We start from the raw sequence: 23,675 nt of genomic DNA on the forward strand, positions 1-23,675 counted from the left end.
TCTCATGATTGACGTTCTGCGCATTCTCTCAATTCTATTGGACGTCGACTGGGTAAGGCATCGCCCTTAAAGGGGCGCGGAAGGGATCACATTGATGTTTACGGACGAAGAGCGGATCAAAGGGTCGGCGAAGCTGCCCGCCCATAGCCGGCACTCCCATGCGCCGCTCAAACTTCTCGCGGAGATGGCTGCCGAACATGGCCGTGAACTCGTCGCTTTGTTCTACGATACGCTGCTTCGTGACCAGGAGGCTGCCCAGTTCCTGAACCACGCTGTGGTGCAGGAGAGGCTCAGCTCTTCCCTCATTGAGTGGCTCACGCAGTTGTTTTCCGGACAGGACATTCGCGACTCCCCCGAAAAGCAGGCCCGCCAGAAGATCATTGGCGAAGTCCACGCTCGCATCAAGATTCCGGTCCATCTCGTAATGACAGGCGCGCTGGTGATCAAGACACGGCTCGCTGAATTGCTGCAGGGTCAGGCAGTCGATCCGTTGGTAGGCATTCGCGCGCTTCAACTTGCTGATGCGCGAATGGACACGGCCGTCATGCTCATCAGCCAGTCCTATGTAAAGGACACCACGGCAAGAGCGAGACTAGATGAAGCCTATCGGCTCTTCTCTCTGGATCAGGACGCTGCAGTCGACAAAGAGACGCAGCGCGCCAGCCTGATGGAGTGGAGCCAGAACACACTGTTCGCGCTTCTGCAAGCTGGCCCTGGTGGCGGGTTGCTCCGCTTGGGCGATTCCGCCTTCGGACTTTGGCTTCGGCATCGGGCACAGTTCATGTTTGAGCAATCGGCGCAGTTCAGCACTGTGGTCCGACTTGTCGAGCGCATCGATGAGATGCTCCTGCCAGAGCTGGATGCTCCCCGTAAGCGTCAGGATGGCTCATCCGCCTTGGCGGATTTGCGCGCCGCAGTTGACGAAATTTCCTTCCTGGTCGCTGATCTCTTCCAGACATTAAGCACCATGGAAGGAGGACGCGATCCGCTGACCCGTGCCCTTAACCGCCGTTTCCTGCCTGCCATACTTGGCCGCGAGGTCACATTCGCGAAGGAGAACGGGACAGCGCTCAGCGTCATGCTGGTCGATATCGACCACTTCAAGGCGATCAATGATCGGCACGGCCATCAGGTCGGTGATGAAGTCCTCCGGCAGGTGGCACAAGTGATCGTCGGGAATGTCCGGGCGACGGACTTCGTTTTCCGGTACGGGGGCGAGGAGTTCCTGATCGTCCTAGTCGAGACAGGCATCGAGGCTGCGGCCAACATAGCGGAGCGCATTCGGGCAGATATGGAGGGCCATATTTTCGAAACGGGAAGCTCGGGCGGCCTCAGTGTCACCGCGTCGATCGGCATTGCCCTGCATTCCGGCCATCCCGATCAGAAATTCCTGATCAAGGCCGCGGATGAGGCACTCTATCGGGCCAAGGCCGCAGGTCGCAACACGGTGGAACTCGCCCCGATTTATGGAGAAGGCGGGAAGGGGATTTGGCCGCTTGCCACATGACGTTCTTTACACCCAGATGTTTACGGGCATCAGGCTCCAAGTTTCCTGGATTTATCGGTGGCGGTATCGCTCGAGACCGCCACTTGCGTGGCTTGCATAACCAATCTCCCATGCTGCCCGAACATGGGAGGCACGGTAGGGATTGGCGTGACGCGGCAAGCCGGCCTGTGCGGCCTTCAGACCCCATCGATATGCATGGTCGAATTGCACTGATGGGCTCCTTCCCGATCAACCGATTGCCCGGCGACGGCGGCGGAGCATAATCGCGCCGACTGCCAGAACGAACAGGCCAAGCGCTCCTTTGCATTCCAGTTCCGTGTTTTCGCTGAAATCAGGAGACGACATTGCGACGCAAGCTCGTCAATGCGAGTGTGGCGAGCCTCTTTTCGCCTACGCCATTGCCGGAAAACTTGCTCATGGCCAAATCTATGGTGCGGACAAGCGCGTCGTCAGTGCGATCTGCCGCTGTCGATTTGCGCGCGTAGTGCTGCCTTACTCGCCCCAAAACAAGCGAAAGGAGACGGGCATCTTTAGGGCTCGCGATACGCCGTAGTCTTTGCAGTTCGTCGAGAGAAATTCCGACGCGTGTGTCGCGCAAAATCTCAAGCGTTCTTCGCGCGGGTGAAGATGCCGCCGATCAGCTTGTCCGCCATCTCCAGGGCGCTGTCCGTCAGCCGTTCTTCAAGATCGAGCAGGAAGGCCACGAGCGTGGCGCGTCGCCGGGAGGGAATATAGCGCTCGATCATATAGGCAGGCGACGCACGGCCTTCCCTGACATATTGCCGAAATCGGTCCGCGTGGATGCGGCCCGCGACGTCGGGGGAAATGCCGATCTTCCGCACCTGCCTCAGACGGTCGAGGATCTGGCGGACGTGATCGGGCTTGGCCGCGACGGGGATGGTCTTAAGCAAGGCGAGATGGCTCATGCCGCCGGCGGCGTCGAAGAGCTGATCGAGGGCCTGGACCTGTTCGGCGCTGAGATCGGCGATCAGGGCGTGGGCGGCCTGCTTGCGCGCGCGGGCACGTCCCGCGCTGCTGGCGCGTTCGATGGTGGAGATGGACGGCAGCAAAATTCGGGCCTCGCGCAGGGCGGTGACCACGCCCATCGCAATCGTCATCCCCTTGTCGGTCGCCCATGCCGTTCTCGCGGCCGCCTCGACCATGAAGGGAATATCGGCGCGGGTTGGCCCCCGAAGCCCCAAACGCGCCGCCAGCTCACGGGCATGATCCGTCATTGTCTGATCCCGCGCCGCATAGTTGGCCAGCTCGGTTACGTGCAGACCAAGTTGCTCCGCGACGAAAGCGGCGAGATCATGGGGTATTGCTCCCCTGTCCTGTATCAACTGCGCAAGCGTGATGCCCGGGTGCCGCAGGAGCGCGAGTTGCAGCGCCACGCCCAACTGGTTCCGTCGCTCCCGTCGCGCGCCGATGATCTCGATATCGGAAGGCTCGAAGGTATAGAGCCGGGCCAAATGGTCGCGATCGGTCGGGATGGCGAGTATCTGATCGCGTTCGCTCTCGGTCAGGAGTTGATGCTTGCGCTTCGTCATGCCGTTTCCTGTCCACAAAAGGTCATCTGGGCCTATGGACAGCGAGGAGTAAAGAGACATAGTATGTGGACGGATATGGGTGGGGCGCAGCGGCTGCCCTCCATAGCGTCCACAGAACGACCGTTTGGGAGACGTGCGGCATGGGTGATATTCTGGGCTATGCCCGCGTCAGCACCGGCGATCAGGACGTTGCGGGCCAGACCATGCGTCTGGAGAAGGCTGGCGCCATCAAAATCTTCACCGATGTCATTTCAGGTAAGAGCATGGAACGGCCCGGTCTGGCTGAGCTAATCGCCTATGCCCGCAAGGGTGACACGCTGGCGGTGGTCCGCCTCGATCGGCTTGGGCGCTCGCTTGCCGAACTTCTCACCACGGTTGAGACGCTACGCGGTCAGGGCATCGCGCTCCTGAGCCTTGAAGAAAAGATCGACACTTCGTCAGCTGCCGGCGAGCTCATCTTCCATGTGTTTGGGGCCATCGCCCATTTTGAGCGACGGCTGATTTCTGAGCGAACCAGAGATGGTATTGCCGCCGCCCGTGCTAAGGGCAAACAGCCTGGCCGTCAGCTGCTGGACATGTCCAAAGTGGATGCGGCCATCAAGCTGGTCGAAGCTCGTATCTCGCCTACCGAAGCAGCGCGGCAACTCGGCATCGGCCGATCGACCATTTATCGCGAAATGCGTAGGATGGGAATCGAACGGCCCGCCTGATTAAGCGCCCGTCCGTTCGCATCGAGCGTTCGCCATGCGTTCTCGCTTAGCGTTGTTTAGCGTACTTTCCACGCTATGCCCTCTTTCCGGCAGCGTGATGCGGCGGATGCTCAGAAGCTGGCCCGCGCAGAGGCTGAAGCACTATGGGAACTGGCGCTCGCGGGAGGTTGTGACGATAGCGAATGCGAAAGACGGTCGCGCGAATTTCAGAACAGCATATTCCAGCGCAGAACCAGCAATCCGCTGCTCCTGCCTTTCGTCTATCATTGGCTCCGATCCGGAATGGAGATCGACATGAACCTAGGGGCCGCTGATTTTCTGCGTCAGGCTGGGATAGCCGAAGTCAATCAATCCTGATGGCAATCCTGTTCAAATGCTGCAGGCGGGATGCAAGTTCGCTTATCCCGTGAACGCGAATTCACCTTGGACCGATGCTTTCGGCCCGCGAGCTGTCGGGCCGAGAAGACGCGCATCCCCAACCAATGTGTAGACGGCGTGGCGTTGCCCGCCGCGGTTTTGGTGGTCGACGCGATAGCCCTGATAGTGGCGGCGCAGGAATCCTGCATTCACGAGCTCGGAAACCGCACGGCTGAGATTGCTTTTGCCGGCGGTTCGAATGCGCACGCGCATTTCCTCAGCGATCGCCCGCTGTGCATCTTCTGCATCGCGCGGGAGCGATCCACCTCTGATGAGGTCTCTGTGCACTCGTTCGGCCAACGTTGCGTTACGTAGGCCGCGCTGGGCCATGGGCGTCAATGCGTCGCAAAGCCAGTCGCGCAGCGAAACAAGCTCGTTGTCCCGCTTGATCCAGGGACCGGCGCTCCCGTCGGGGCCGGCAACCTGGGCGATTAGGTTGAGCAGCATGAAGGCGTAGCGGGGGCGGCTTGAGACTTGCGCCAATCTCTCGAGCACGGCTGCGATATCGCAGCTGGTGGCAGGCTTGAGAGGCGTGGTGGGATGAAACATAACGCGACTGAATCAAGCACATACAAAGATCAATGTGAATCCGGAATCCGCACCATGAAGCGTTCTTTGTCGCCTATGACACTTTACCAGCAGGCAAAGTGTCATAGGCGATTCATTCCAAGCAGGTTTGTTGCGAATCGTTCTCAACTCACCGTGATAATCGCGGAGCTGGCCGCTTAACGCTGGACGAGCAGTTCTTTTGGCGACGAGCTTCGACCGTCTATGGCGAAGAAGATAAGAGACTGCGGCCGCCTGGACGACCTCACGCGTTTTGGAGTGGAATGTGCGCGTGCTGGAAACCTCGGCGATTTGCAAGGCACAATCGATGCGGCCGTGCGCGAACTCGGCTTCCGCTGGTTCACGCTGCTCCACAATGTCGATCTTCGGCACGGAGGCGGGCAGCGCCTGTTCCTCACCACCTATCCGCCGGCCTGGCTCGAAGAGGTGTTGGAGGAGCGCCACTACATCGAGGACCCCATCCACGCGGCCTGCGCCCGCACGCCATCGGGGCTCGCCTGGGATCGGGTGGGCGACGTGCTTGAGCTTTCGTCGCGCCAGCGAAGCATCCTGAAACGCGCCAGGAATCATGATCTTGCAGCGGGCTATAGTTTGCCGATCAGGACGCCGGGTGAACCTGAGGCGATTTTCACCGTCGCCCGATCGCGCGATGAACCGTTGGATGCGGCGGAAATTCTCACCGCCCGGTTGCTGGGTTCGGTCGCTTATGACCGGGCGCGCGAACTGCTCGGCGAAGAGATGCGGACCTTGGCGTTCGTTTCCCTCAGTCCGCGCCAGGTCGAATGTATCTCGCTCGTGGCCCAGGGGAAGAGCGATTGGGAGATTGCCCAGATCCTCGGGCTTAGCCGCGACACCGTGCACGAATATGTTGAATCCGCGCGCCGGCGCTACGGCGTTCGACGCCGAACGCAGCTAGTGCTGCGCGCGGTTCGCGACGGTCATCTCAACATGGACGCGCTCCTCTGATCTCGCTTGGGCCGTAATGATCGGGCTTGGCCAAGTTCAGGAATTCTGCGCGGTCGCCGCGACAATCAAGGACAGTCGAGCACTCGCCGGCCTGATGGCCGAGATCACGCGTGAGATGGGTTTTCGGTACTTTGCCCTGGTCCACCATATCGACCTTAAGCCAGCGGTGAGCTCTGTCCATATCGTCGATTATCCGCCAGAATGGGTGGAGCGTTTCCAGGCGCGTCGCCTCTATGCGAGTGACCCGATCCACCGTGCCAGCCATCGCACCAATATCGGCTTTGCCTGGTCGGCGGTGCAATCCCTCATCACGCTCAGCGCTGCTGATCGGTCGATCCTGGCGGAGGCGCACGACGCCGGGCTGGGCGATGGTTTCACGGTTCCTGCCCATATTCCTGGTGAGGTGAATGGGTCCTGCTCATTCGCCATGGGGTCAGACGACGTGCTCGATCAACGACAGCTCCCGCTCGTCCAGCTGATCGGCAGCTTCGCATTCGAAGCTGCGCGCAGACTGTCCCGGCAAACCCAAGCTCCATGCGAAGGTCCGAGCCTGACTGAGCGGCAGGCTGAATGTGTAGCGCTGGTCGCGCGCGGGAAAACCGACTGGGAGATTAGCCAAATCCTCGGCATTGGGCAGGAAACGGTGATCCAGCATGTAAAGGATGCGCGCGACCGCTACGGCGTGACGAAGCGCACGCTGCTGGCGATCCGCGCATTGTTCGATGGACAGATCAGCTTCGCAGATGTTTTCGGCCGATGATCTCCCCAGGACTGGGGATAACCGAAAGGACGCGGGCCTGATCGACTGACCGCCTCACCAAAGGAGGCTGTCATGCATATCGAAACCGGCGCTGCCCGCGCCATGGAGAACCGCCTGTTCCGTTCGATGTTCGAGGAACGCAAACGGGTATTTGTCGATCTTCTGCGCTGGGACGTGCCGGTCGTCGCCGGCCGCTATGAAATCGACCAGTTCGACAATGACCGTGCCGTCTACATCGTGATAGCCGACGCCGAGGGCGAGCATCTTGCCTCGGCGCGGCTGCTTCCCACGACCGGTGACCATATTCTCGGCACCATTTTCTCCGAACTATGTGAACAAGCGCCTCCCCAGGGTGGTGCGATCCTCGAGATCACGCGCTTTTGTCTTGCACGACGATTGCGCGCACGAGAGCGCCTGGAGGTGCGCAATCGGCTGGTGTCCGCGCTCGTCGAATATGCGCTCTGCAATCATATCGGCAGTTACACCGGCGTCGCTGAGTGGTCCTGGTTCCAACAGATCCTGAGCTTTGGCTGGGCATGCCGTCCCCTCGGCACCCCCGGCTCGACAAGCGGACGCTGCCTTGTCGCCTTACAGATCGACATTGACGGCCGCACCCGCGAGCAGCTGCAGGCCAGCGGCATCTGGCGCTCGGTCGGCCTTGCCGATCTAGCTAAGGCTGCTTGAGGAGGGCGCTATGACAAATCTCTCCACCTATCGCCAAGCTGTCGGACCTGCGGTCGATGACGATTTGCAGCGGCAGGGCTTCTGCGTGTTGCGGGACATCGCATCCAAGACAGAGATCGCGGAGATCGATCAGGCCCTCGATCCGCGTTTTGCCGCCACACCCTTTTGTCAGGGCGGCTTCTACGGTCCGCGCACCAAGCGCTTCGGCGGCCTTTTGAAACGCGTACCTGCTGTCGAGCGGCTCGTGCGCCATCCCGCGATCATGTGTTTGGTGCGGTCGGTTCTCGACCCCTGGTGCGATACCATCCAGCTCAACCTGACGCAGGCGCTCGAACTGCATCCAGGAGCCCCGGCGCAGTTTCCTCACAGGGATCAGGATATGTGGCGTGGCCCGACCGGCGAGATCGAATATCTCGTCAACGTGATGTGGCCGATTTCTCCGTTCAAAGCTGAAAACGGCGCCACATTGATCTGGCCTGGGAGCCATAATGCCGGCTCCACGCAGGACGCGCAGCCCGTGGCGGTTGAGGCGGAGCCGGGTTCGGCGATCCTCTTCCTCGGTTCTACGCTGCATGGCGCCGGCGCCAACATGACTGGCGCGATCCGGCGTGGCATCATTGTCAGCTATTGCTTGGGCTGGCTGAAGCCCTACGAAAATCAATGGCTGACCTATCCGCCCAATGCGGCCCGTGCGTTCGATCCAGAGCTTGCCGCGCTGGTCGGCTACCAGCAGCACCGTCCCAATCTCGGCAATTATGACGGCCAGTGTCCGTCCATCCTGCTTCGCGGCGAACCGCCGGAATATCTGGCTGCCACCGATGCCCTGCGACCCGATCAGGAAGGTGCGCTGGCCGAATTCCTGGACCAGCAACGCACAGGCAAACTCCCCCCGGCTGGGGGGATTGCCGAAATCGGGGCCGGGCGGAACAAAAGAGAGGTGAAATCCAACGGATAGCTGACGCCAATTCCCGACGTGGGAGGTGTCTCTCGCGGGGGAATGACCCGATGCAACGCGTGACTCTCAGCCTGGCGGTGCTCGCCATGGGCACCGCCCTTCGACCGACTCCCGCGCGAGCGAATGACTTGGGCTGCCAGGTTCTACTGTGCCTTTCCAATCCTAGTGGCGCGACGCAATATGCCCAGTGCGTCGCGCCCATGACCAAGTTGTGGCAGCGCTTGGCCACCGGCGGCTCTTTTCCCGCCTGTAGCGGCGGCGGTGTTGCTCGTACCAAGGTCTACGATCGCGATTCCGCAACGCGGCGCCGGGTTGTCATGACCTTCAGCGATGGACGCCGCGAGACCTACTCGCTGGCCCATATCGAGCGGCTGCAGGATCTCGCTCGATGATCCTCGACGTCGCCAGTCTTCTCGCCCTTGCAGGCTCATGCGCGCCAAGCGTGGCGCCTGAGACGCTGATCTCGATCGTTCACACGGAAAGCCGATTCAACACGCTGGCGATCGGGGTCAACAGTCCGGGTGCGCGCAAGCCGGTGCCGGCGACGAGGGCACAGGCGATTGCCGCCGCGCGTCGCCTCATTCGCCAAGGCTACAACATCGACTTGGGCTTGGGGCAGATCAACAGCGCCAACCTCGGATGGCTGGGTCTGTCGGTGGAGGATGCCTTCGAGCCGTGCCGCAACCTTGCCGCCGCCGCGCGGGTGTTGACGACCAACTATCAGTCGGTGGCGCACTCCGCCCAGAGTTCGGACCATGCGATCGCAACAGCGCTCTCGCTCTACAATACCGGCGATCGGCGGCGCGGCTTTCGCAATGGTTATGTCGCCCGGGTTTATGCCAGCGCGTCGACCATCATCCCCCTGATCCGCGGCAGGCTAACAGCGCCGGCCCTGCCGGCGCGCGTCCAGCTTGCCGACGCGGCGATCGCCAAACGGCGACCCTCTGGGCTCGCAGCGACGCAGGCGGCCGGTTGGAACACCGTTGCCGATGCCCGGCAAGCCTCGCTCATGGTCTTCGGGGACGGGGCAACTTCTCAGAAAGGACAGCATCCATGACAGCGATCACCGCCCGCCTGGGCTCCCAGCCCCAATGGGCGCGTCTTCTGCTGCGCATCGCCGGCATCGTCGGCCTGGCGATGCTTCTCTCTTTGCTGCTGAGTGATCCTGCTCATGCGCAAGGCGCGGACGGCATCACGTCCATGGCGGAGAACATCAAGACCTGGCTGACGGGAACTTTCGCCAAGACGATCGCGGTCATCGCCGTCGTCATCGTCGGCTTCATGTTCTTCACCGGACGGGCGAGCCTCGGCCTTTTGGTGACGGTCATCGTCGGCATTTTCATCGTCTTCAGCGCGCAGTGGATCGTCGATACCATCACAGGTGGCGCGTGAAGGAGGCAGCGCCCTCGAACGAGCGGCTGCGCCAGGAAACGCTTTTCCTTGCGGTGACCCGGCCGACGATGTGGCTGGGCGTACCGCTCGAAGCGTCCTTGCCGATCGCGCTTGCTGCCTGTCTCACCCTGATTGTTAGCGGAAATCCGCTTCACGCGGTGGCGATCGGCGGCGCGTGCCTCGCGGTGGCGCGCCTCATCGTGCGCCACGACGCCAATGCCTTTCGCCTGCTATGGTTATGGACTTTGACCAAGGCGCGCTGCCGGAACCGCGGCTGGTGGGGCGGCAGTTCCTATTCGCCGCTGCCGGTCGCGGGGATGAAGCGCAAGGGTTTCGCGCGTGGCTAGCGCCGCCGCCCAGCTGCCGCCGCGCAAGACGCCCTGGCGGGTTCTGGCCCGAGAAGCGGAGCCCGGGCGCTATCTTCCCTATGCCCGCCATGTGACGCCCGATGTGATTGCGCTCGATAGCGGCGATCTCATGATGATGTTCCGTCTCGAAGGGCTGGCTTTCGAGACGGCTGATCCGATCCACCTCAATGATTGGCACGAGAAGCTCAACGGCACCTGGCGCAACATCGCCGACGATCGGCTTGCGATCTGGACCCACATCGTCCGCTCAGCCGTAGGGGACTATCCCGAAGGGCAGTTCCGCTCAAAGTTCGCCGCCGAGCTCGACGGTAAATATCGGGCGCGCGTCACCGCCAAGCGGATGTTCGTCAATGAGCATTATCTGACGCTGCTCATGCGTCCGGCCGTCGGATCGGCCGACCGGACCGGGCTGCTGCTCAAGCGGGTCGCGAAAGCCAAGGCCGCGGAGGAGGAAGTCGATCCCGACGAACTGGCGCGCTTCGAGGAGAAGGCGCGCGACATCGAGAAGCTGCTCCGCCGCTGCAGCCCGGCGCGCCTCGCCCTCTACGAGCATAATGGCCTGATCTTCTCCGCCCCGCTTGAGGTGCTCGAGCAAGTGATGATGGGTGCGCGATCCAGGGTTCCGCTCGTCCGCGGTCATCTGGGATCGGCGCTTTACGGTGAGCGTGTGATTTTCGGACGCGAGACGGTCGAGATCCGCGCCCATGACGCGAGCCGCTGGCAGGGGATCTTCGGCATCAGGGAATATCCCGCGCTGACGCGCCCGGGACAGATGAATGCCTTGCTCGGCCAGGATTTCGCCTTCGTCGTCTCGCAATCCTTCACCTTCATGGGCAAGGCGCGGGCAGCCGAACGGCTGCGCCGCCGGCAAAACCAGATGGCCTCGATCGAGGATGCCGCAGCGAGCCAGGCGCTCGATCTCGCCGATGCCGCCGACGGTCTGCAAAGCAACCGGTTCGTGCTCGGGGAGCATCATTTCTCGTTGGCGGTCTTCGCCGACAGCCAAAGGCGACTTGCCGACAATCTCTCGGCCGCGCGCGCGGCACTGGCCGATGCAGGTTTGGTGGCGGCGCGCGAAGGACCAGCGCTTGAAGCGGCGTTCTGGGCGCAGCTGCCTGGAAATTTCGCATGGCGGGCGCGGCCGGCGGCGATCACCTCGCGCAATTTTGCCGCCTTGGCGCCGTTCCATACGTATCCTGCGGGCCGGGCCAAGGGGAACCATTGGGGGCCTGCGATCGCCATGATGAAGACGGCCGCGCAATCGCCCTATTATTTCAACTTCCATGTCGGCGATTTGGGTCACACACTGATCATCGGTCCATCCGGGGCGGGCAAGACCGTCGTCCAGAATTTTCTGATGGCGCAGCTCGAGAAGACGGCCGCGCAGCAGATATTCATCGACAAGGACCGCGGCGCGGAGATCTATGTCCGATCCGCGGGCGGGATCTATCTGACGCTGAAGAATGGGGAGCCTACAGGTTTCGCTCCTCTGCGGGCACTCGACTATGGTCCGCGCAATCTTGTTTTCCTGGGGCGTCTGATCCGGCAGCTGGTGACGCCGGTCGGAGGTCAGCTCGGCGTCACGCAAGAGCGCATGATCGACGAGGGGTTGGCCTCGCTCGGGCGCCTCGCGCCGGAGGACCGCTCCATTCTCGCGCTTCGCCAGCTGCTCGGTCAGCGCGACCCGGAAGGCATCGGTGCCCGGCTGGAGAAATGGGCGCGGGGCGGTTCGCTCGGCTGGGTGTTCGACAATGAGATCGACGCTCTATCGCTCGAGGCGGCGTTTGTCGGCTTCGACATGACGGATTTTCTCGATAACCCCGAAGTCCGCACGCCGCTCATGATGTACATGTTTCACCGGATCGACGGTCTCCTCGACGGTCGGCGGCTTGTGATCGACATCGACGAATTCTGGAAGGCCTTGGGTGACGACGCCTTCCGCGCCTTCGCGCAGGACGGCCTCAAGACCTACCGCAAGCAGAATGCCTTTCTTGTCTTCGGCACGCAAAGCCCTGCGGATGCGCTGCGTTCGGACATTTCGCACAGCATCATGGAGCAGGTTGCGACCAAGATATTACTGCCCAACCCTTATGGCCGCGAAACGGACTATGTCGATGGACTGGGTCTGACCCAGGCGGAATTCAAGCTCATCCGCCACGATCTGAATCCGGAATCCCGCCGGTTTCTGGTCAAGCAAGGCCATGACTCAATCGTCGTCGAGCTCGATCTTGGCGGTCTCTCCGACGAGCTGGCAGTTCTCTCGGGCACCACGGAAACGGTGACGCTGCTCGATGCCATCCGCGCCGAGGTCGGCGACGATCCCGAAAACTGGCTGCCTGTCTTTCGCCAGCAGCGTCGGTCTCCATCGAGCAGGAAAGGATGAGCTATGCGTAAAGGCAGATTCGCAGCGATCGGTGCAATTATCCTGGGAACGGCGGGTCCGGCAGCTGCCCAGGGCATACCGGTCTATGACAGCTCCGGCTATTTGCAGGCGCTGGCCACGGTCAAAAACACCTTGTCGATGATCGAGCAGGGCAAGGAGCAGATCGCCGAGGCAAAACAGCTTTACGGTAGCTTCAATCAGGTCACCGACGTCAACGGCATCGCGTCATCGCTGTCGACGGACGGAATGCGCCATCTTCTGCCGCCTGAGGCCCGCGACCTCGGCAGGCTGATGTCGTCGGACAATGCCAGCCTGGGATCGCTCGGCAGTGCCGCGACCCGGATTCGCGATGCCAACCGCATAGCGCTGCCGGAGCTGCGGCCTGGCGCGTCTGCTTATGAGCGGGCGTCGCGCGACAGCCTGTTGCGAAATGGTGATCTGGCCGCCCGCGATGCCGCGATCGCGGAGTCGGCCTATGGCGTCTCTGCCCAACGCACTGGGGGGTTGGAAGAACTGCGCACCTCGCTCGATACGGCGTCGGATGCGAAACAGGTCATGGACATTCAGGCAAGGGTGGGGGTCGAAAACGCCCACATCCAGAATGATGCCCTGCAGTTGCAGGCGCTGCGGATGCGGCAGGAAGCCGACGTTCGGCTACGGTCGCAGCGCGAGAGCGAGACAATATTGGCTTCAAAGCTCGGGAGCCTATCACAATGACAGGCAAAGTTTTCTTGCTGGCGGCATTGGCGACAGCTGTCTTAACCGGGTGTGAGCGAGCGCCGCGCGGGAAGGACTATCTGAATTCCCATCCCGAGGAACTGAGCGAGCTTACCAAGGCTTGCGCCGATGGCTCGCATCCGAACCAGCAGGAGTGCTCGAACGCCGAAAGCCTTCGAACACTCAACAACAAAATGCAGTCGCTCTCACGGTAGCACGTTGGAATTCGGCATGGCTACGGACTTGTTCAGCTCACTTTACACGAACATTGATGGAAAGCTGGACCTTTTCCTAAATGAGCGTCTTCAAAATGTGGTCGACGTTGTGCGCGGGCCGCTGGCACTCGGCCTCGTAATCTATATCGGCCTTTTTGGTTACATGGTAATGCGCGGGATCATCAGCGAGCCTTGGGGCGAGCTGTTCTATCGGATGATCAAGCTCTGCCTGCTGTATATTGCCGCAACGACGGTCGCCTATTCTGAGTGGATCACCACGCCGCTTTTTCATGGGATGCCGGACGCGATCTCGCAGGCTCTCGCGGGGAAGACGATCGGGACAGCTGGCCAAGCTTTTGATGATTACTACGCCCAAAGCGATGTCATTATAGCGCGCATTGAGACTGAGGCGGCGACTTACAGCGATATCAACCCTTATAAATTGGTACTTTATGCGTTGAGCATGGGGCTTAAGGCGCTCGCAGGTCTCTCGGCGGCTATCGGCTTCGCAATTACGATATTTGCCAAAGTTGCACTCGCGATAATTATATCCCTAGGACCCATTTTCATCGCCCTCGCATTGTTCGAACCGACAAGGCGTTTCTTTCATGGATGGCTTGGCCAAACCATAAATTACATTGTCTTGCTTGCTGTAATCATTGCGGTCACGACCCTGATTACCGATCTCGGAGCAGCTGCAACGGCAGCATCTGAAGGAGTCGTAGATACGGCATTCGGCGCCATTCTGTTTGCTGCATACATTTTTCTTGGCACAATCTTCTTCTTCCAGGCTCCAGCGATTGCCACTGGCATTGCGGGCGGGGCGGCCGCCGGGGTCGGCGCCTTCGCCGGGACCGCATGGGGGACAATGGCATCTCCCTTCCGACAACGCCGCATTGCGCGCAACAGCCGCAATCTGGAGCGCGCCGCTCGTCGGGGCGGCTCCATCGAAGCGGCATAGCGAGACATCTCCATGACCTTGCCCTGTCCTCAAAAATGGACGTTCACCATCCGTCAGGTTACCTTCTGCCTGATCGGCAGCCTTCCATTACTTGGCCTCGCGGCATGCGCCTCCGGACCCAAGAAGCTGGCCGTTTGCAACGGGCACCATCTGCGTGACGTGAATATCTATGGGAGCGTTCTGCCCGGATCGCCGGTGCCAGCGACTACAGCGCCGCGCCCCGCACCGCCCATTCCTCCCTTGTCTCATCCGCAGGTGGGCGATCCACCGCCTCCGCCTGCAGTGCCGGCGCTTCCGGACGACAAGGTTTCCTTTGCGCCAAGGGACGTTCGATATGCGAGTTGCTGACAATGGCGCGGAGGCTGTGCCTGTATCGGGGCTACAGCGCTATTTCCGGGACGCGCGAAGCTGGGACCAGGACAGGGTTCGATCGGCATTGCGATCGACGCGCGTGGCTTGGACCGTGGCGGCGGTAACCTCAGTCCTTGCGGCCGCATCCATTTTTGCCGTCGCCGCGCTGGCCCCGCTCAAGACCGTCGTGCCCTATGTCATTCGGGTCAATCAGACGACGGGCGCGGTGGATGTCCAGACGGCGCTGACCCAGCGGCCGATGCGCTATGATGAGGCGGTCACCAAATATTTCCTCGCGCAATATGTCCGCACACGCGAAAGCTGGATACCGGCGGCTGCCGAGGAGAATTTCCGCTTCGTGATAATCCTGTCGCAGCCGGCGGAGCAGCAGCGCTGGGCACGCTTCTTCAGCAACAACAATGCTGCCAGTCCCCAGAACGCCTGGGGGAAAAACTCAGTCGTCCAGGCGCGGGTGCGCAACATCGCCTTCATCAATGATCGGGTTGCCAATGTGCGATTCACACGGATCGTCCAGACCGAGACGGATACGCAGAGCAGCGATTGGATCGCTACGGTCACATTCGCCTATGCCAACGCCCCAATGGCCGAGGGGGATCGCTACCGAAACCCGCTTGGCTTCCAGGTCGAGAATTACCGCTCCGACCCGGAGGTGGTCCGGTGAAAACATTGGTCGCTGCGGTTTTCATTGCGTTTGCATCCCTTTCTGCAGCCCATGCGGTTGAGGTCCCGCGTGGCGCTGCGTCTGACCCACGCGTCAAGTTCGTCGATTATGAGGAAGCGCAGGTCTATCGCATCGTCGGGACCTTCCGGACAGCAACCCAAATAGTTCTGAGCGAGGGCGAGACGATTCAGCACGTAGCGCTGGGCGACACCGTCTCTTGGGAGGTGGCGGTGGCCGGCCACATCCTGTTCCTCAAGCCGCGCGAACGCGCTGGACCAACCAACCTTATCGTCACCACGTCTCGCGGCGGAAGCTTAAGAAGCTATGCCTTTGAACTCACGGCTCGCAGTGGTCCGATCACCGGTCGCACCAGCCAGGCCTATTTCCAGGTCCGTTTCCGCTATCCGCGGGACGAGGCGGCGCGGGCCGAACGCCTGAGAGCGGCACAGGCTGCGATGCAAGCGGCGGCGCTGGAGGCCCAGGCTGTTCGCGGTGCCCTCGACCATGCGGTGATCGAGGGGTCGCGCAACATGAATTACAAGGTTCAGGGTTCAAGCGATCTGCAGCCGTCGGAGGTCTCTGACAACGGCCAATTCACGGTGCTGCGGTTTCCGGCGAACCGGGAAGTTCCTGCCGTTTATCTGGTGAGGCCAGACGGGTCCGAAACGCTGGTTCCGTTCGACGTTCGCGACGAATTCGTCGTCGTTCATTTGGTGGCGCGCCAACTGCGCCTGCGCCGGGGCGGCGAGGTGCTGTGCATCTATAACCAGGCGCCCGAACCTTATGGCGTCGATCATGGAACGAATACCGGATCGTCTCACGTCGAGCGCACCATCTCCCATCCGCAGGAATGAACCATGGCCGATGAACCGTCCCCTGTCGTGCGCCCGCTGCCCGGTGCCGATCCAACGCCCGAAAGGCACGAAATTCTTCACGAGCGTGGAATCGAGCCGATCGGCGGCACGACGCCCGCGCGGCGCAACACCGCGCTGATCTTCGCCGGCACGGCAATGGTCTTGGGTATTGTCTGGGTGAATTCCGGCACGGGCCAGCAATCCTCGTCTCGTGACCTCACCGCGCCGGCAGGTGCAGCCCGGGAACGACCCGATATCGTCGCTCGGGAAACAGTCGATTATGCCGCGGTCGCCCCTCAACGCCGATCGCTCGGGGCAGCCGACACGGATCCCAATGCGCCGGTGCTCAATCCTGCCGCTGGCGTTCCCGGACCTGAAGGCCAAATTGTGCCCGCCATGCAGCCGGGCGCGGCACCGAGCGGGACCAGTGCCGCTCGGCCAACGCTTGCCGAGCAGGCGCGGCGGTCCACGCTGATCGCCTATGGAGGTCGCGATCTTGGCCGCGAGGCCGGCGCGCCCACAGCTGCAGGGGCTGCCGGCGAAGCGCCCGACAACGCTGCCGGAGCGCCAGAGAGCGGCGAGGGCAGGGCGCCCAACGCGCTCGATCTTTTGCGGCAAAGCTCCTCGACCGGGGAAGCGCGGGCCTCGATGCTGCCGAACCGCAATTTTCTGATTACGGCGGGCACATTGATCCCCTGCATTCTGCAAACCGCCATCAATTCCGCGCAGCCCGGTTACACGTCCTGCCTGATCCCGCGAGACGTCTATTCCGAGAATGGCCGGGTCGTACTCATGGAAAAGGGCACGCGCGTTCTCGGCGAATATCGCGGCGGCATCCAGCAAGGGCAAAATCGCCTGTTCGTCCTCTGGACGCGAGCGGTAACGCCCCAGGGCGTGCGGATCGATCTTGCCTCGCCTGGCTCCGATGCACTCGGCCGAGCCGGGCTTGCAGGCGCGGTCGACAGCTTCTTCTGGGCGCGTTTTGGCGGCGCCCTGCTCCTCTCACTCGTCGATGATGCCGCCTATATCGCCGGACAGGCCGCCTCGAGCGGCAATGGCAATTTCAACAATGTGACCCGGGCGCCCAGCGAAGGCGCGGCGATTGCCTTGCAGAACAATATCAATATCCGGTCGGTCCTGAAGAAGAATCAGGGCGAGGAGGTCGGCATCTTCGTCGCCAAGGATTTCAACTTCGCCGACGTCTACAATCTGGAACTGCGGCGGTAAGCCATGCGCGATACCGCCGTCCTCCGTCACTATCTCGCGCCGCTCCTGCCCCTCCTGGAACCGGAGGATGTCACGGAGCTGGTGGTCAACCGCCCGGGAGAAGCGGGGATCGAGGACCGCCAAGGGTGGTGCTGGCAGGAGATGCCGGAGCTGGACAGCGACTGGCTTTCTACCCTGGCTGTTGCCGCGGCGAGCTTCACGCACCAGGATATCGATCGTCAGTCTCCGATCTGTTCGACGGTCCTGCCGGGCGGCGAGCGCTGCCAGATCGTCATACCGTCGGTCACCCCAAGCGGTTGCCCTTCCTTCACGATCCGCAAACCGTCGACCGTGACCCTGCCGATCGACCAACTGGCTGGGGCCGGGCTGTTCCGGATGACGCGCGCCAGCGCCAAGGGTCTCACCGATGTCGATGCGCGGTTAGTGGCGCTGCGCGACGCGGGCGACTGGCCGGAATTCTTCAAGGTCGCCGTTCCGGCACGCAAGAACATTCTGGTCAGTGGCGCCACGGGTTCGGGAAAGACGACCCTCGCGAAAGCGCTCATCCAGCTTATCCCACCGGAGGAGCGGTTGCTCACCATCGAAGACACCCGTGAGCTGGTCGTGCCTCATCGCAATGTCGTCCATATGGTCTATTCGAGCGAGGGGCAGGGCCTGGCCAAGGTTGGCGCCAAGCAGCTGCTCGAAAGCGCGCTGCGCATGCGGCCCGACCGCATCCTGCTCCAGGAGCTGCGTGACGGCACCGCATTCTTCTATCTGAGGAACGTCAATTCCGGGCATCCCGGATCGATCACGACCGTCCACGCCGGTTCACCCGCCGGCGCGTTCGAACAGCTGACGCTGCTCGTCAAGGAATCGGAAGGCGGCCGCGATCTCGCCCGCGACGATATTCGCGGACTCCTTCGCATGCTCGTCGACGTCGTTGTGCAGACACGCCGTCACGGCGGGCGGTTTGAGGTCGACGAGATCTATTTCGAGCCGAGGATGGGCGATGCTGGCGCAGCGTAGTCCCTGGGCGATTGGCCTGTGCGTGATCGGCGCAATTCTGTTGTGGGCTGTCATTACCCTGTTCGTTGCCTTGTTCGGACTCGGGCAGATCGGACCTAATATCGATCTCGGCACTCTGCCGGCCTGGCTCTGGTATTATCGTGGTGATCCACTGCTCGGGGATTGGATCAAGCGGGGTGCGATGGCCGGCGCCGCCGTAATCGCGCTTCTTGTCCTCACGATCCTGCGGCGAGGCCCATCCTTGCACGGCAGGGCTCGGTTTGCACGCGAGGGCGAAATCCGACGCGAGGGGCTGCGTGCCCCGTCTGGCATTGTCGTTGGACGCAAAGCAGGGCGTTTCCTCATTTTCGGCGGAAACGAGCATGTCCTGCTCGAAGCGCCGACGCGCGCCGGGAAGGGCGTCGGTGTTGTCATCCCCAATCTGCTGACCTGGCCGGATTCGGTCGTCGTGCTCGATGTGAAGCGGGAGAATTGGAGTACCAGCGCCGGTTATCGCCAACGTGCCGGTCAATCGGTTTACCTCTTCGATCCGTTGGACCCTGAAGGGCGGACGGCACGGTACAATCCCCTGGCGCATATCCGGCGAGCCGATGACACCGAAGTCGTCAACGAGCTTCAGAAAATCGCAGTCATGCTCTTCCCCGCGCCGGAACGATCGGACCCGTTTTGGGCCGAAGCGGCGCGGGCGGCCTTCATCGGCGTCGGCGCGCTCGTTGCTGCCAATCCTGGCATGCCCTTCACGATCGGCGAGATCTATCGACGGCTGACCACTGGGGATCCCAAGAGCGATCTTCCCAAGGCCCTGGAAGAGGCGAGGGGGGCAGGACAGCGCCTAAGTCAGGCATGCGTCTCGGCAATCCAGGATTTCGCCTCGGCTTCGGACAACACCTTTTCCGGGATCAAGCAGACGATCACGGCGCGGCTCAATCTCTGGCTCAACCCCGTGGTCGATGCCGCGACCTCGGCAAGCGATTTCGACCTGCGCGAAGTCCGGGCGCGGCGCATGTCGATCTATCTCGGTGTCTCGCCCGACAATATCGACCGGATCGCGCCGGTTTACAGCCTCTTCCTGCAGCAGCTGGTGGATCTCAACACGCGCGATTTGCCCGACGCTGCCAGCAATGTCCCAGTCCTGATCCTGCTCGATGAATTCGCAAGGCTGGGGAAGGCCTCGGTCATCGCGGGCGGCTTTTCCTATGTCGCTGGATACGGCTTGCGCCTGCTGCCGGTGATCCAGAGCCGGGCGCAGCTGCGGGCCATTTATGGTCCCGATGTTACCGACGAAATCATCGCCAATTGCGGCCTTGAGGTGGTGTTCACGCCCAAGGAGCTGAAGGTCGCGAACGAGCTGTCGGAGCGGCTCGGCTCCTTCACAATGAATGTGAAATCGCGCAGCCGAACGATTCATGGGCTGTTGGCCAATCGCAGCATATCGGAATCCGATCAGCGCCGCGCCCTCCTGCTGCCGCAGGAGCTGATGCAGATGCCCAAGACCGAGCTCTTGTTGCTGCGCGGCGGGATCGCGCCGGTTCGTGGTAGGAAGATCGCCTTTTATCGAATGCCGCGCTTCACACGGCGCGTTTTGTCGCCGCCTATTCTGCCGTCGCGGCCTATCCCCGCTGCTACGCCCCCAACTGTTCTGCCGCCAGGCAAGCATCAGGTGGTGTCCCCTTACAATGACGCGGAGGGACCAACGGCGAAGAGCACGGGCGGGGCCTTGCTGGAGGAGATCAAGATGCGGGAAATGACCGATGGTGAACTGGCGGGCGCGGCTAAGATTACCGATGACATGCTGGTCCTGGGCGACCTGACCGACTTGCCGCCGCCCGGCGATGAGGCAGCGGCCATCGCTTTCGTGTCATCGATGATCGAGCGGGCGCTCGTGCAGACGGAAGGGGCGTCATCTTCACCCCTCATCCAGGAAAGGACAGATCATGGCCGCTGAAAAACCTGTGGTGCCACGCGGTATGAGCAAGCGTAGCAATACGATCGCTCAGGACGCGGCAGCCAAGTCGGCGAACGCGGCGCAATCGTCGCCCGAAGCAACCAAGAAGGGGAAGTCGATCGATCCGTCCGTTCTCCAGGCGGCGCCGTCTGGTGACATTCCTGATGCCTTGCGAAAGCGCTATTTCTCCACGACGAACAAATGGTCGGGCGAGCCTGCTTATTTCACGAGTGCGCAGGCTAAGGAACCGGCGTTCCGTGACCAGGGCAGACGGCTCATCACCTCCAGCGAGAGCGACGAAGTTGTGCGCGATCTCGTTGCCATCGCTCGCCATCGCGGGTGGTCACACGTCCATGTTACCGGCAGTGAGACGTTCCGAAGGGCCGCGTGGCTCGAAGCCAGTCGCCAAGGTTTGGAAGTACAGGGATATCGGCCGAGCGAACGGGATTTGCAGGAGCTGGACCGAGCGCGTCGCGATGCTAGTCGTAACAGCATCGCCCCTGCCGTCACTGCGCCGGCGTCGCGCGAACCTGGGCGGGATCGACGCCAGCCCGATGAGGCGTCTAGGCAAACATCGTCGGAGCAAAGCCGGGTGAAGAATGCGCGGGCGGCCCAGAGCCAGCTTCGCGTGATTGAGGCGGTGGTGCGCGCGGCCTTGTTCGACAATCCCGATGCCGTTGCCAGGGTAATGAAGGTGGCAAACGACAAGGTGCAAACGCATCTGCAGGCAGGTCGGCAGTTTCAGGCAGCCAAGGTGCGGGACACCTCGGTCCGGGCGGTTGAGCCGTCAGGCCGGAACCGGCAGGAACCCGGCAAGGAACGAGCGCCGCTGCAACGATCTCGAGGCCGTTGATCGAGAGGGATTGAGCCTGACCAGCAAGGCTTTACCATATCGGTCATGGCCTATCGCTATCCGCCCGGCAGCCCGCTGCACCATGAGATCTTGAAGGCCAAGCAGCGCGAGCTGCGTGGCGATTTTCCGGAGCCGCTGACGCTCAGGGTGCATCGCGCGCTGTCGTGGCTGCGCCGTGCCGAGGCCGAGCAGGCCGATGAGGATGTACGTTTCATCCTGCTCTGGATCGGCTTCAACGCTGCCTATGCCGGCGACGTTGAAGCATCGCGGGTGATTGGTATCCCCGAGGGTGAGCGGGGATTGTTCCAGGCCTTTTTCGCAACCCTTGTGGGCTTTGATGGCAAACATCGCATCTACGACATGGTCTGGCAGCGCTTCCCTCAGGAAATCCGGCTGCTGCTCGCAAACCGCTATGTCTTCCATCCCTTTTGGCAGCATCACAATGGTGCGTCCGGCTATGCCGACTGGGCTGACAGGCTCGAGCGGTCGCGAACAGCGATAGGCGCCGCACTGCGCAATCATGACACGGCCAAGATACTCTCGATCCTGTTCGACCGGCTTTATGTGCTGCGCAACCAACTGGTGCATGGTGGCTCGACATGGAACAGCGACGTCAATCGCGCCCAGGTCAGGGAGGGCGCCGCGCTGCTCGGCTGCTTGCTGCCGATCTTCATCGATCTCATGATGGACAATGCCGGGCATGATTGGCCAATGCCGAACTACCCGGTGGTGGAATAGGCTGTGGCGGAAGTCTGGTCCGATCAGGAAATTGATCACATCGTCGCCGACTATTTCGCCATGCTCACCGACGAGCTGGTTGGTCGCTCCTTCAATAAAGCGGCGCGAAACCGCGATCTTCAAGCCGTGATCGACCGTAGCAAGGGCTCAATCGAGTTCAAGCATCAGAACATCAGCGCGGTCTTGCTCGGCCTCGGTCAGCCTTGGATCGAGGGCTACAAGCCGGCCGCCAATTTCCAGAATGCGCTGGTCGATGGCGTCCTGCGGTGGTTGGAGGCGCGGCCCGAATGGCTGGCTCCCGACACGCTCTCAAGAGCTGCCCTGAACGTACCGGAAGCGCAAGGATCACTGCGGATCGGGCCGCCGCCGACGGTGCGCAACGAACCGTCGCCGATTGATCCAGCGTTCATGGCCGCGATCGGCCGCAAATATGATGTCGCCGAGCGCGATGCGCGCAACCGGGCGCTTGGCAAGGCGGGTGAAGAATGTGTGCTGCATCACGAGCGCCGTCATTTATCTGCCGCGGGCCGCGACGATCTCGCGGACAAAGTCCGCTGGACATCTGTGCAGGATGGCGATGGTTTTGGCTTCGATATCCGAAGCTTTGAAACGGACGGGCGCGAGAAGCTGATCGAGGTCAAGACCACCAACGGATGGGAACGCACGCCCTTTCATATCTCTCGCAATGAGCTGGCCGTCGCCGATACGAGGCGCGAGGAATGGTGTCTCATGCGGCTGTGGAATTTCGCCCGTGCGCCAAGCGCCTTCACGCTGCGCTCGCCCCTGAGCGATCACGCACAATTGACGGCGACCAGCTTCCTCGCCGAGCTCAATTGAAAGCCGCCGCCACCAGGGGCGATACAAATCGGTCGATCAGGGCAGGGCCGGGAAATCGGGACGCGCATGGCCTTCGACCAGCGCTCGCAGTCCTGCCGGTTCGAGCACCTCGACCTTGTCGCCCCATTGATAGAGATGCCAGGCCATTTCCAGCCAGCCTGCGGCCTTGAACCGGACAATCAGACTGCCGTCGTCCCGATATTCGGCCGACTGGTTGGGGTGGAATTGGAACTCCGCCGCACGCGAGGCTGCCTCGGGAAGAAAACGCCAGACGATCTCGCCATATTGGGCGGGGTCCTGATAGGCGCCGAAGGCCTGCGCGGCATGATCGTTTAAGGAAAAGCCGGATTGGATGGGAAAACTCTCATCGAGACATTCAGCGCTATGAATGCGGTCGAGACGAAAATGGCGGAGATTCTCGCCTCGGTCAGCCTGGCGCGCAACGAGATAGCTGCGCAATCCCAGCAACAACCCATGCGGCTCGACCGTCCGGGTTTCTGCGTCAGTGTCGCCATAGACAATACGCATTTTGAACGGTCCGCGCAGGGCCTCGATCAGAACGTCGGTGACCTCGGGTTTCATCGCGACCCTTGGGCCTGGCCGCGCCACTTGGCCCAACGCGGATAGGACCGCCTCCGCATCGGCTTCGGACCGCAGCGCATCACGCGGGGAGAGGCGCGTGATCAGGCTGTCTCTTAGATCTTCCAGCGCACGGGCATGGCGAAGCCGGTTCTCATCTCGGGCTGCGCGAGCGGCAATTTCCAGCGCCTCGATGGTGTTCTCCTGGCGGGGTTGCAGCCGCTCGGGGATGGGGCTTTGGATGCGCCAGCGGCGGCGGCGATCATCATCCTCCACAACAACGACATTCGCGAAATTATCCTCCAGTGCGCTCGTCATGCGCTGCGCTGTGCGGTGCGAAATGCCGAATTCCTGAGAGATTTCCTCAAGACTGATGCCCAAACGCCGCGAGGCGGCGAGTTGGGCGAGGCGCAGAAGATCGTTGGCCTTGGCGAAAGTCATTATACGTC

At 61.8% G+C, this 23,675-nt stretch carries 26 protein-coding genes and 1 pseudogene; 23 read left to right on the plus strand and 4 right to left on the minus strand.

Annotation, left to right across the window (positions count from 1 at the left end; translation table 11 throughout):
- Positions 1-94 precede the first annotated feature (94 nt).
- Positions 95-1,507 (plus strand): diguanylate cyclase, encoded by a 1,413-nt coding sequence (locus ACI6S0_RS25375; protein WP_036526763.1) that lies wholly within the window; start codon positions 95-97, stop codon positions 1,505-1,507.
- 51 nt (positions 1,508-1,558) lie between these two features.
- On the opposite strand, the gene ACI6S0_RS25380 is transcribed toward ACI6S0_RS25375, so the two are convergent.
- Positions 1,559-1,717, minus strand: a complete 159-nt coding sequence (locus ACI6S0_RS25380; RefSeq protein ID WP_419555358.1) for a ribosome modulation factor — start codon at positions 1,715-1,717, stop codon at positions 1,559-1,561.
- A 395-nt stretch (positions 1,718-2,112) separates the two neighbouring features.
- A pseudogene (locus ACI6S0_RS25385) lies at positions 2,113-3,057 on the minus strand (DUF4158 domain-containing protein); the annotation flags it as partial.
- Between the two features lie 140 nt (positions 3,058-3,197).
- Between ACI6S0_RS25385 and ACI6S0_RS25390 the strand changes: the two are divergent.
- Positions 3,198-3,767 (plus strand): recombinase family protein, encoded by a 570-nt coding sequence (locus ACI6S0_RS25390; RefSeq protein WP_313326528.1) that lies wholly within the window; start codon positions 3,198-3,200, stop codon positions 3,765-3,767.
- A gap of 75 nt (positions 3,768-3,842) precedes the next feature.
- Positions 3,843-4,124, plus strand: coding sequence for an S-4TM family putative pore-forming effector (locus tag ACI6S0_RS25395; protein WP_313326529.1), 282 nt, complete (start codon positions 3,843-3,845; stop codon positions 4,122-4,124).
- A gap of 42 nt (positions 4,125-4,166) precedes the next feature.
- On the opposite strand, the gene ACI6S0_RS25400 is transcribed toward ACI6S0_RS25395, so the two are convergent.
- On the minus strand, positions 4,167-4,733 hold the full coding sequence (locus ACI6S0_RS25400; RefSeq protein WP_069335890.1) for a hypothetical protein: 567 nt from the start codon (positions 4,731-4,733) through the stop codon (positions 4,167-4,169).
- A 222-nt stretch (positions 4,734-4,955) separates the two neighbouring features.
- Between ACI6S0_RS25400 and ACI6S0_RS25405 the strand changes: the two genes are divergently transcribed.
- The 20 genes from ACI6S0_RS25405 (at position 4,956) to ACI6S0_RS25500 (ending at position 22,647) form a co-directional block, all read left to right on the plus strand.
- On the plus strand, positions 4,956-5,717 hold the full coding sequence (locus tag ACI6S0_RS25405; protein ID WP_313326530.1) for a helix-turn-helix transcriptional regulator: 762 nt from the start codon (positions 4,956-4,958) through the stop codon (positions 5,715-5,717).
- A 16-nt stretch (positions 5,718-5,733) separates the two neighbouring features.
- Positions 5,734-6,477 carry a LuxR family transcriptional regulator gene (locus tag ACI6S0_RS25410; protein WP_313326531.1) on the plus strand — a complete coding sequence of 248 codons (744 nt, stop codon included), beginning with the start codon at positions 5,734-5,736 and terminating at the stop codon, positions 6,475-6,477.
- A 72-nt stretch (positions 6,478-6,549) separates the two neighbouring features.
- The gene (locus tag ACI6S0_RS25415; RefSeq protein ID WP_313326532.1) at positions 6,550-7,161 is read left to right on the plus strand and encodes an acyl-homoserine-lactone synthase; all 612 of its coding nucleotides are present in this window, start codon (positions 6,550-6,552) and stop codon (positions 7,159-7,161) included.
- 10 nt (positions 7,162-7,171) lie between these two features.
- On the plus strand, positions 7,172-8,116 hold the full coding sequence (locus ACI6S0_RS25420) for a phytanoyl-CoA dioxygenase family protein (protein ID WP_313326533.1): 945 nt from the start codon (positions 7,172-7,174) through the stop codon (positions 8,114-8,116).
- A 50-nt stretch (positions 8,117-8,166) separates the two neighbouring features.
- The gene (locus ACI6S0_RS25425) at positions 8,167-8,508 is read left to right on the plus strand and encodes a hypothetical protein (RefSeq protein ID WP_313326534.1); all 342 of its coding nucleotides are present in this window, start codon (positions 8,167-8,169) and stop codon (positions 8,506-8,508) included.
- On the plus strand, positions 8,505-9,173 hold the full coding sequence (locus ACI6S0_RS25430; protein ID WP_434406019.1) for a lytic transglycosylase domain-containing protein: 669 nt from the start codon (positions 8,505-8,507) through the stop codon (positions 9,171-9,173). Before ACI6S0_RS25425 ends, ACI6S0_RS25430 begins: the two co-directional genes overlap by 4 nt.
- Complete coding sequence (locus ACI6S0_RS25435) at positions 9,170-9,508, plus strand: TrbC/VirB2 family protein (RefSeq protein WP_021245259.1); 339 nt, start codon at positions 9,170-9,172, stop codon at positions 9,506-9,508. Before ACI6S0_RS25430 ends, ACI6S0_RS25435 begins: the two co-directional genes overlap by 4 nt.
- Positions 9,505-9,855 (plus strand): type IV secretion system protein VirB3, encoded by a 351-nt coding sequence (locus ACI6S0_RS25440; RefSeq protein ID WP_313326537.1) that lies wholly within the window; start codon positions 9,505-9,507, stop codon positions 9,853-9,855. Before ACI6S0_RS25435 ends, ACI6S0_RS25440 begins: the two co-directional genes overlap by 4 nt.
- The gene (locus ACI6S0_RS25445) at positions 9,848-12,259 is read left to right on the plus strand and encodes a VirB4 family type IV secretion/conjugal transfer ATPase (protein ID WP_313326538.1); all 2,412 of its coding nucleotides are present in this window, start codon (positions 9,848-9,850) and stop codon (positions 12,257-12,259) included. The genes ACI6S0_RS25440 and ACI6S0_RS25445 overlap by 8 nt, the downstream gene beginning before the upstream one ends.
- Positions 12,260-12,262: 3 nt before the next feature.
- Positions 12,263-12,976: a type IV secretion system protein gene (locus ACI6S0_RS25450; protein ID WP_313326539.1), complete on the plus strand. Its 714-nt coding sequence runs from the start codon at positions 12,263-12,265 to the stop codon at positions 12,974-12,976.
- Positions 12,973-13,191 carry an EexN family lipoprotein gene (locus ACI6S0_RS25455; protein WP_376784575.1) on the plus strand — a complete coding sequence of 73 codons (219 nt, stop codon included), beginning with the start codon at positions 12,973-12,975 and terminating at the stop codon, positions 13,189-13,191. Before ACI6S0_RS25450 ends, ACI6S0_RS25455 begins: the two co-directional genes overlap by 4 nt.
- Before the next feature lie 16 nt (positions 13,192-13,207).
- The gene (locus ACI6S0_RS25460; protein ID WP_434406020.1) at positions 13,208-14,152 is read left to right on the plus strand and encodes a type IV secretion system protein; all 945 of its coding nucleotides are present in this window, start codon (positions 13,208-13,210) and stop codon (positions 14,150-14,152) included.
- 334 nt (positions 14,153-14,486) lie between these two features.
- Positions 14,487-15,185, plus strand: a complete 699-nt coding sequence (locus ACI6S0_RS25465; RefSeq protein WP_313326542.1) for a virB8 family protein — start codon at positions 14,487-14,489, stop codon at positions 15,183-15,185.
- Complete coding sequence (virB9, locus tag ACI6S0_RS25470; RefSeq protein WP_313326543.1) at positions 15,182-16,039, plus strand: P-type conjugative transfer protein VirB9; 858 nt, start codon at positions 15,182-15,184, stop codon at positions 16,037-16,039. The genes ACI6S0_RS25465 and virB9 overlap by 4 nt, the downstream gene beginning before the upstream one ends.
- A gap of 3 nt (positions 16,040-16,042) precedes the next feature.
- Positions 16,043-17,266, plus strand: a complete 1,224-nt coding sequence (gene virB10, locus ACI6S0_RS25475; RefSeq protein ID WP_313326544.1) for a type IV secretion system protein VirB10 — start codon at positions 16,043-16,045, stop codon at positions 17,264-17,266.
- Between the two features lie 3 nt (positions 17,267-17,269).
- Positions 17,270-18,274 carry a P-type DNA transfer ATPase VirB11 gene (virB11, locus tag ACI6S0_RS25480; RefSeq protein WP_313326546.1) on the plus strand — a complete coding sequence of 335 codons (1,005 nt, stop codon included), beginning with the start codon at positions 17,270-17,272 and terminating at the stop codon, positions 18,272-18,274.
- Positions 18,258-20,219, plus strand: a complete 1,962-nt coding sequence (locus ACI6S0_RS25485; RefSeq protein ID WP_434406021.1) for a type IV secretory system conjugative DNA transfer family protein — start codon at positions 18,258-18,260, stop codon at positions 20,217-20,219. Before virB11 ends, ACI6S0_RS25485 begins: the two co-directional genes overlap by 17 nt.
- Positions 20,209-21,072, plus strand: coding sequence for an LPD7 domain-containing protein (locus ACI6S0_RS25490; protein ID WP_434406022.1), 864 nt, complete (start codon positions 20,209-20,211; stop codon positions 21,070-21,072). The genes ACI6S0_RS25485 and ACI6S0_RS25490 overlap by 11 nt, the downstream gene beginning before the upstream one ends.
- Positions 21,073-21,117: 45 nt before the next feature.
- Positions 21,118-21,810, plus strand: a complete 693-nt coding sequence (locus ACI6S0_RS25495) for a HEPN domain-containing protein (RefSeq protein WP_313326551.1) — start codon at positions 21,118-21,120, stop codon at positions 21,808-21,810.
- Between the two features lie 3 nt (positions 21,811-21,813).
- Complete coding sequence (locus ACI6S0_RS25500) at positions 21,814-22,647, plus strand: DUF3883 domain-containing protein (protein ID WP_313326553.1); 834 nt, start codon at positions 21,814-21,816, stop codon at positions 22,645-22,647.
- A 36-nt stretch (positions 22,648-22,683) separates the two neighbouring features.
- On the opposite strand, the gene ACI6S0_RS25505 is transcribed toward ACI6S0_RS25500, so the two are convergent.
- Entirely contained in the window at positions 22,684-23,667 is a 984-nt protein-coding gene (locus ACI6S0_RS25505) for a helix-turn-helix transcriptional regulator (RefSeq protein WP_313326555.1), read from the minus strand.
- Positions 23,668-23,675: the final 8 nt, after the last annotated feature.

The organism is Sphingobium sp. DN12, assembly GCF_051058005.1.
Classification (GTDB): Bacteria; Pseudomonadota; Alphaproteobacteria; order Sphingomonadales; family Sphingomonadaceae; genus Sphingobium; species Sphingobium yanoikuyae.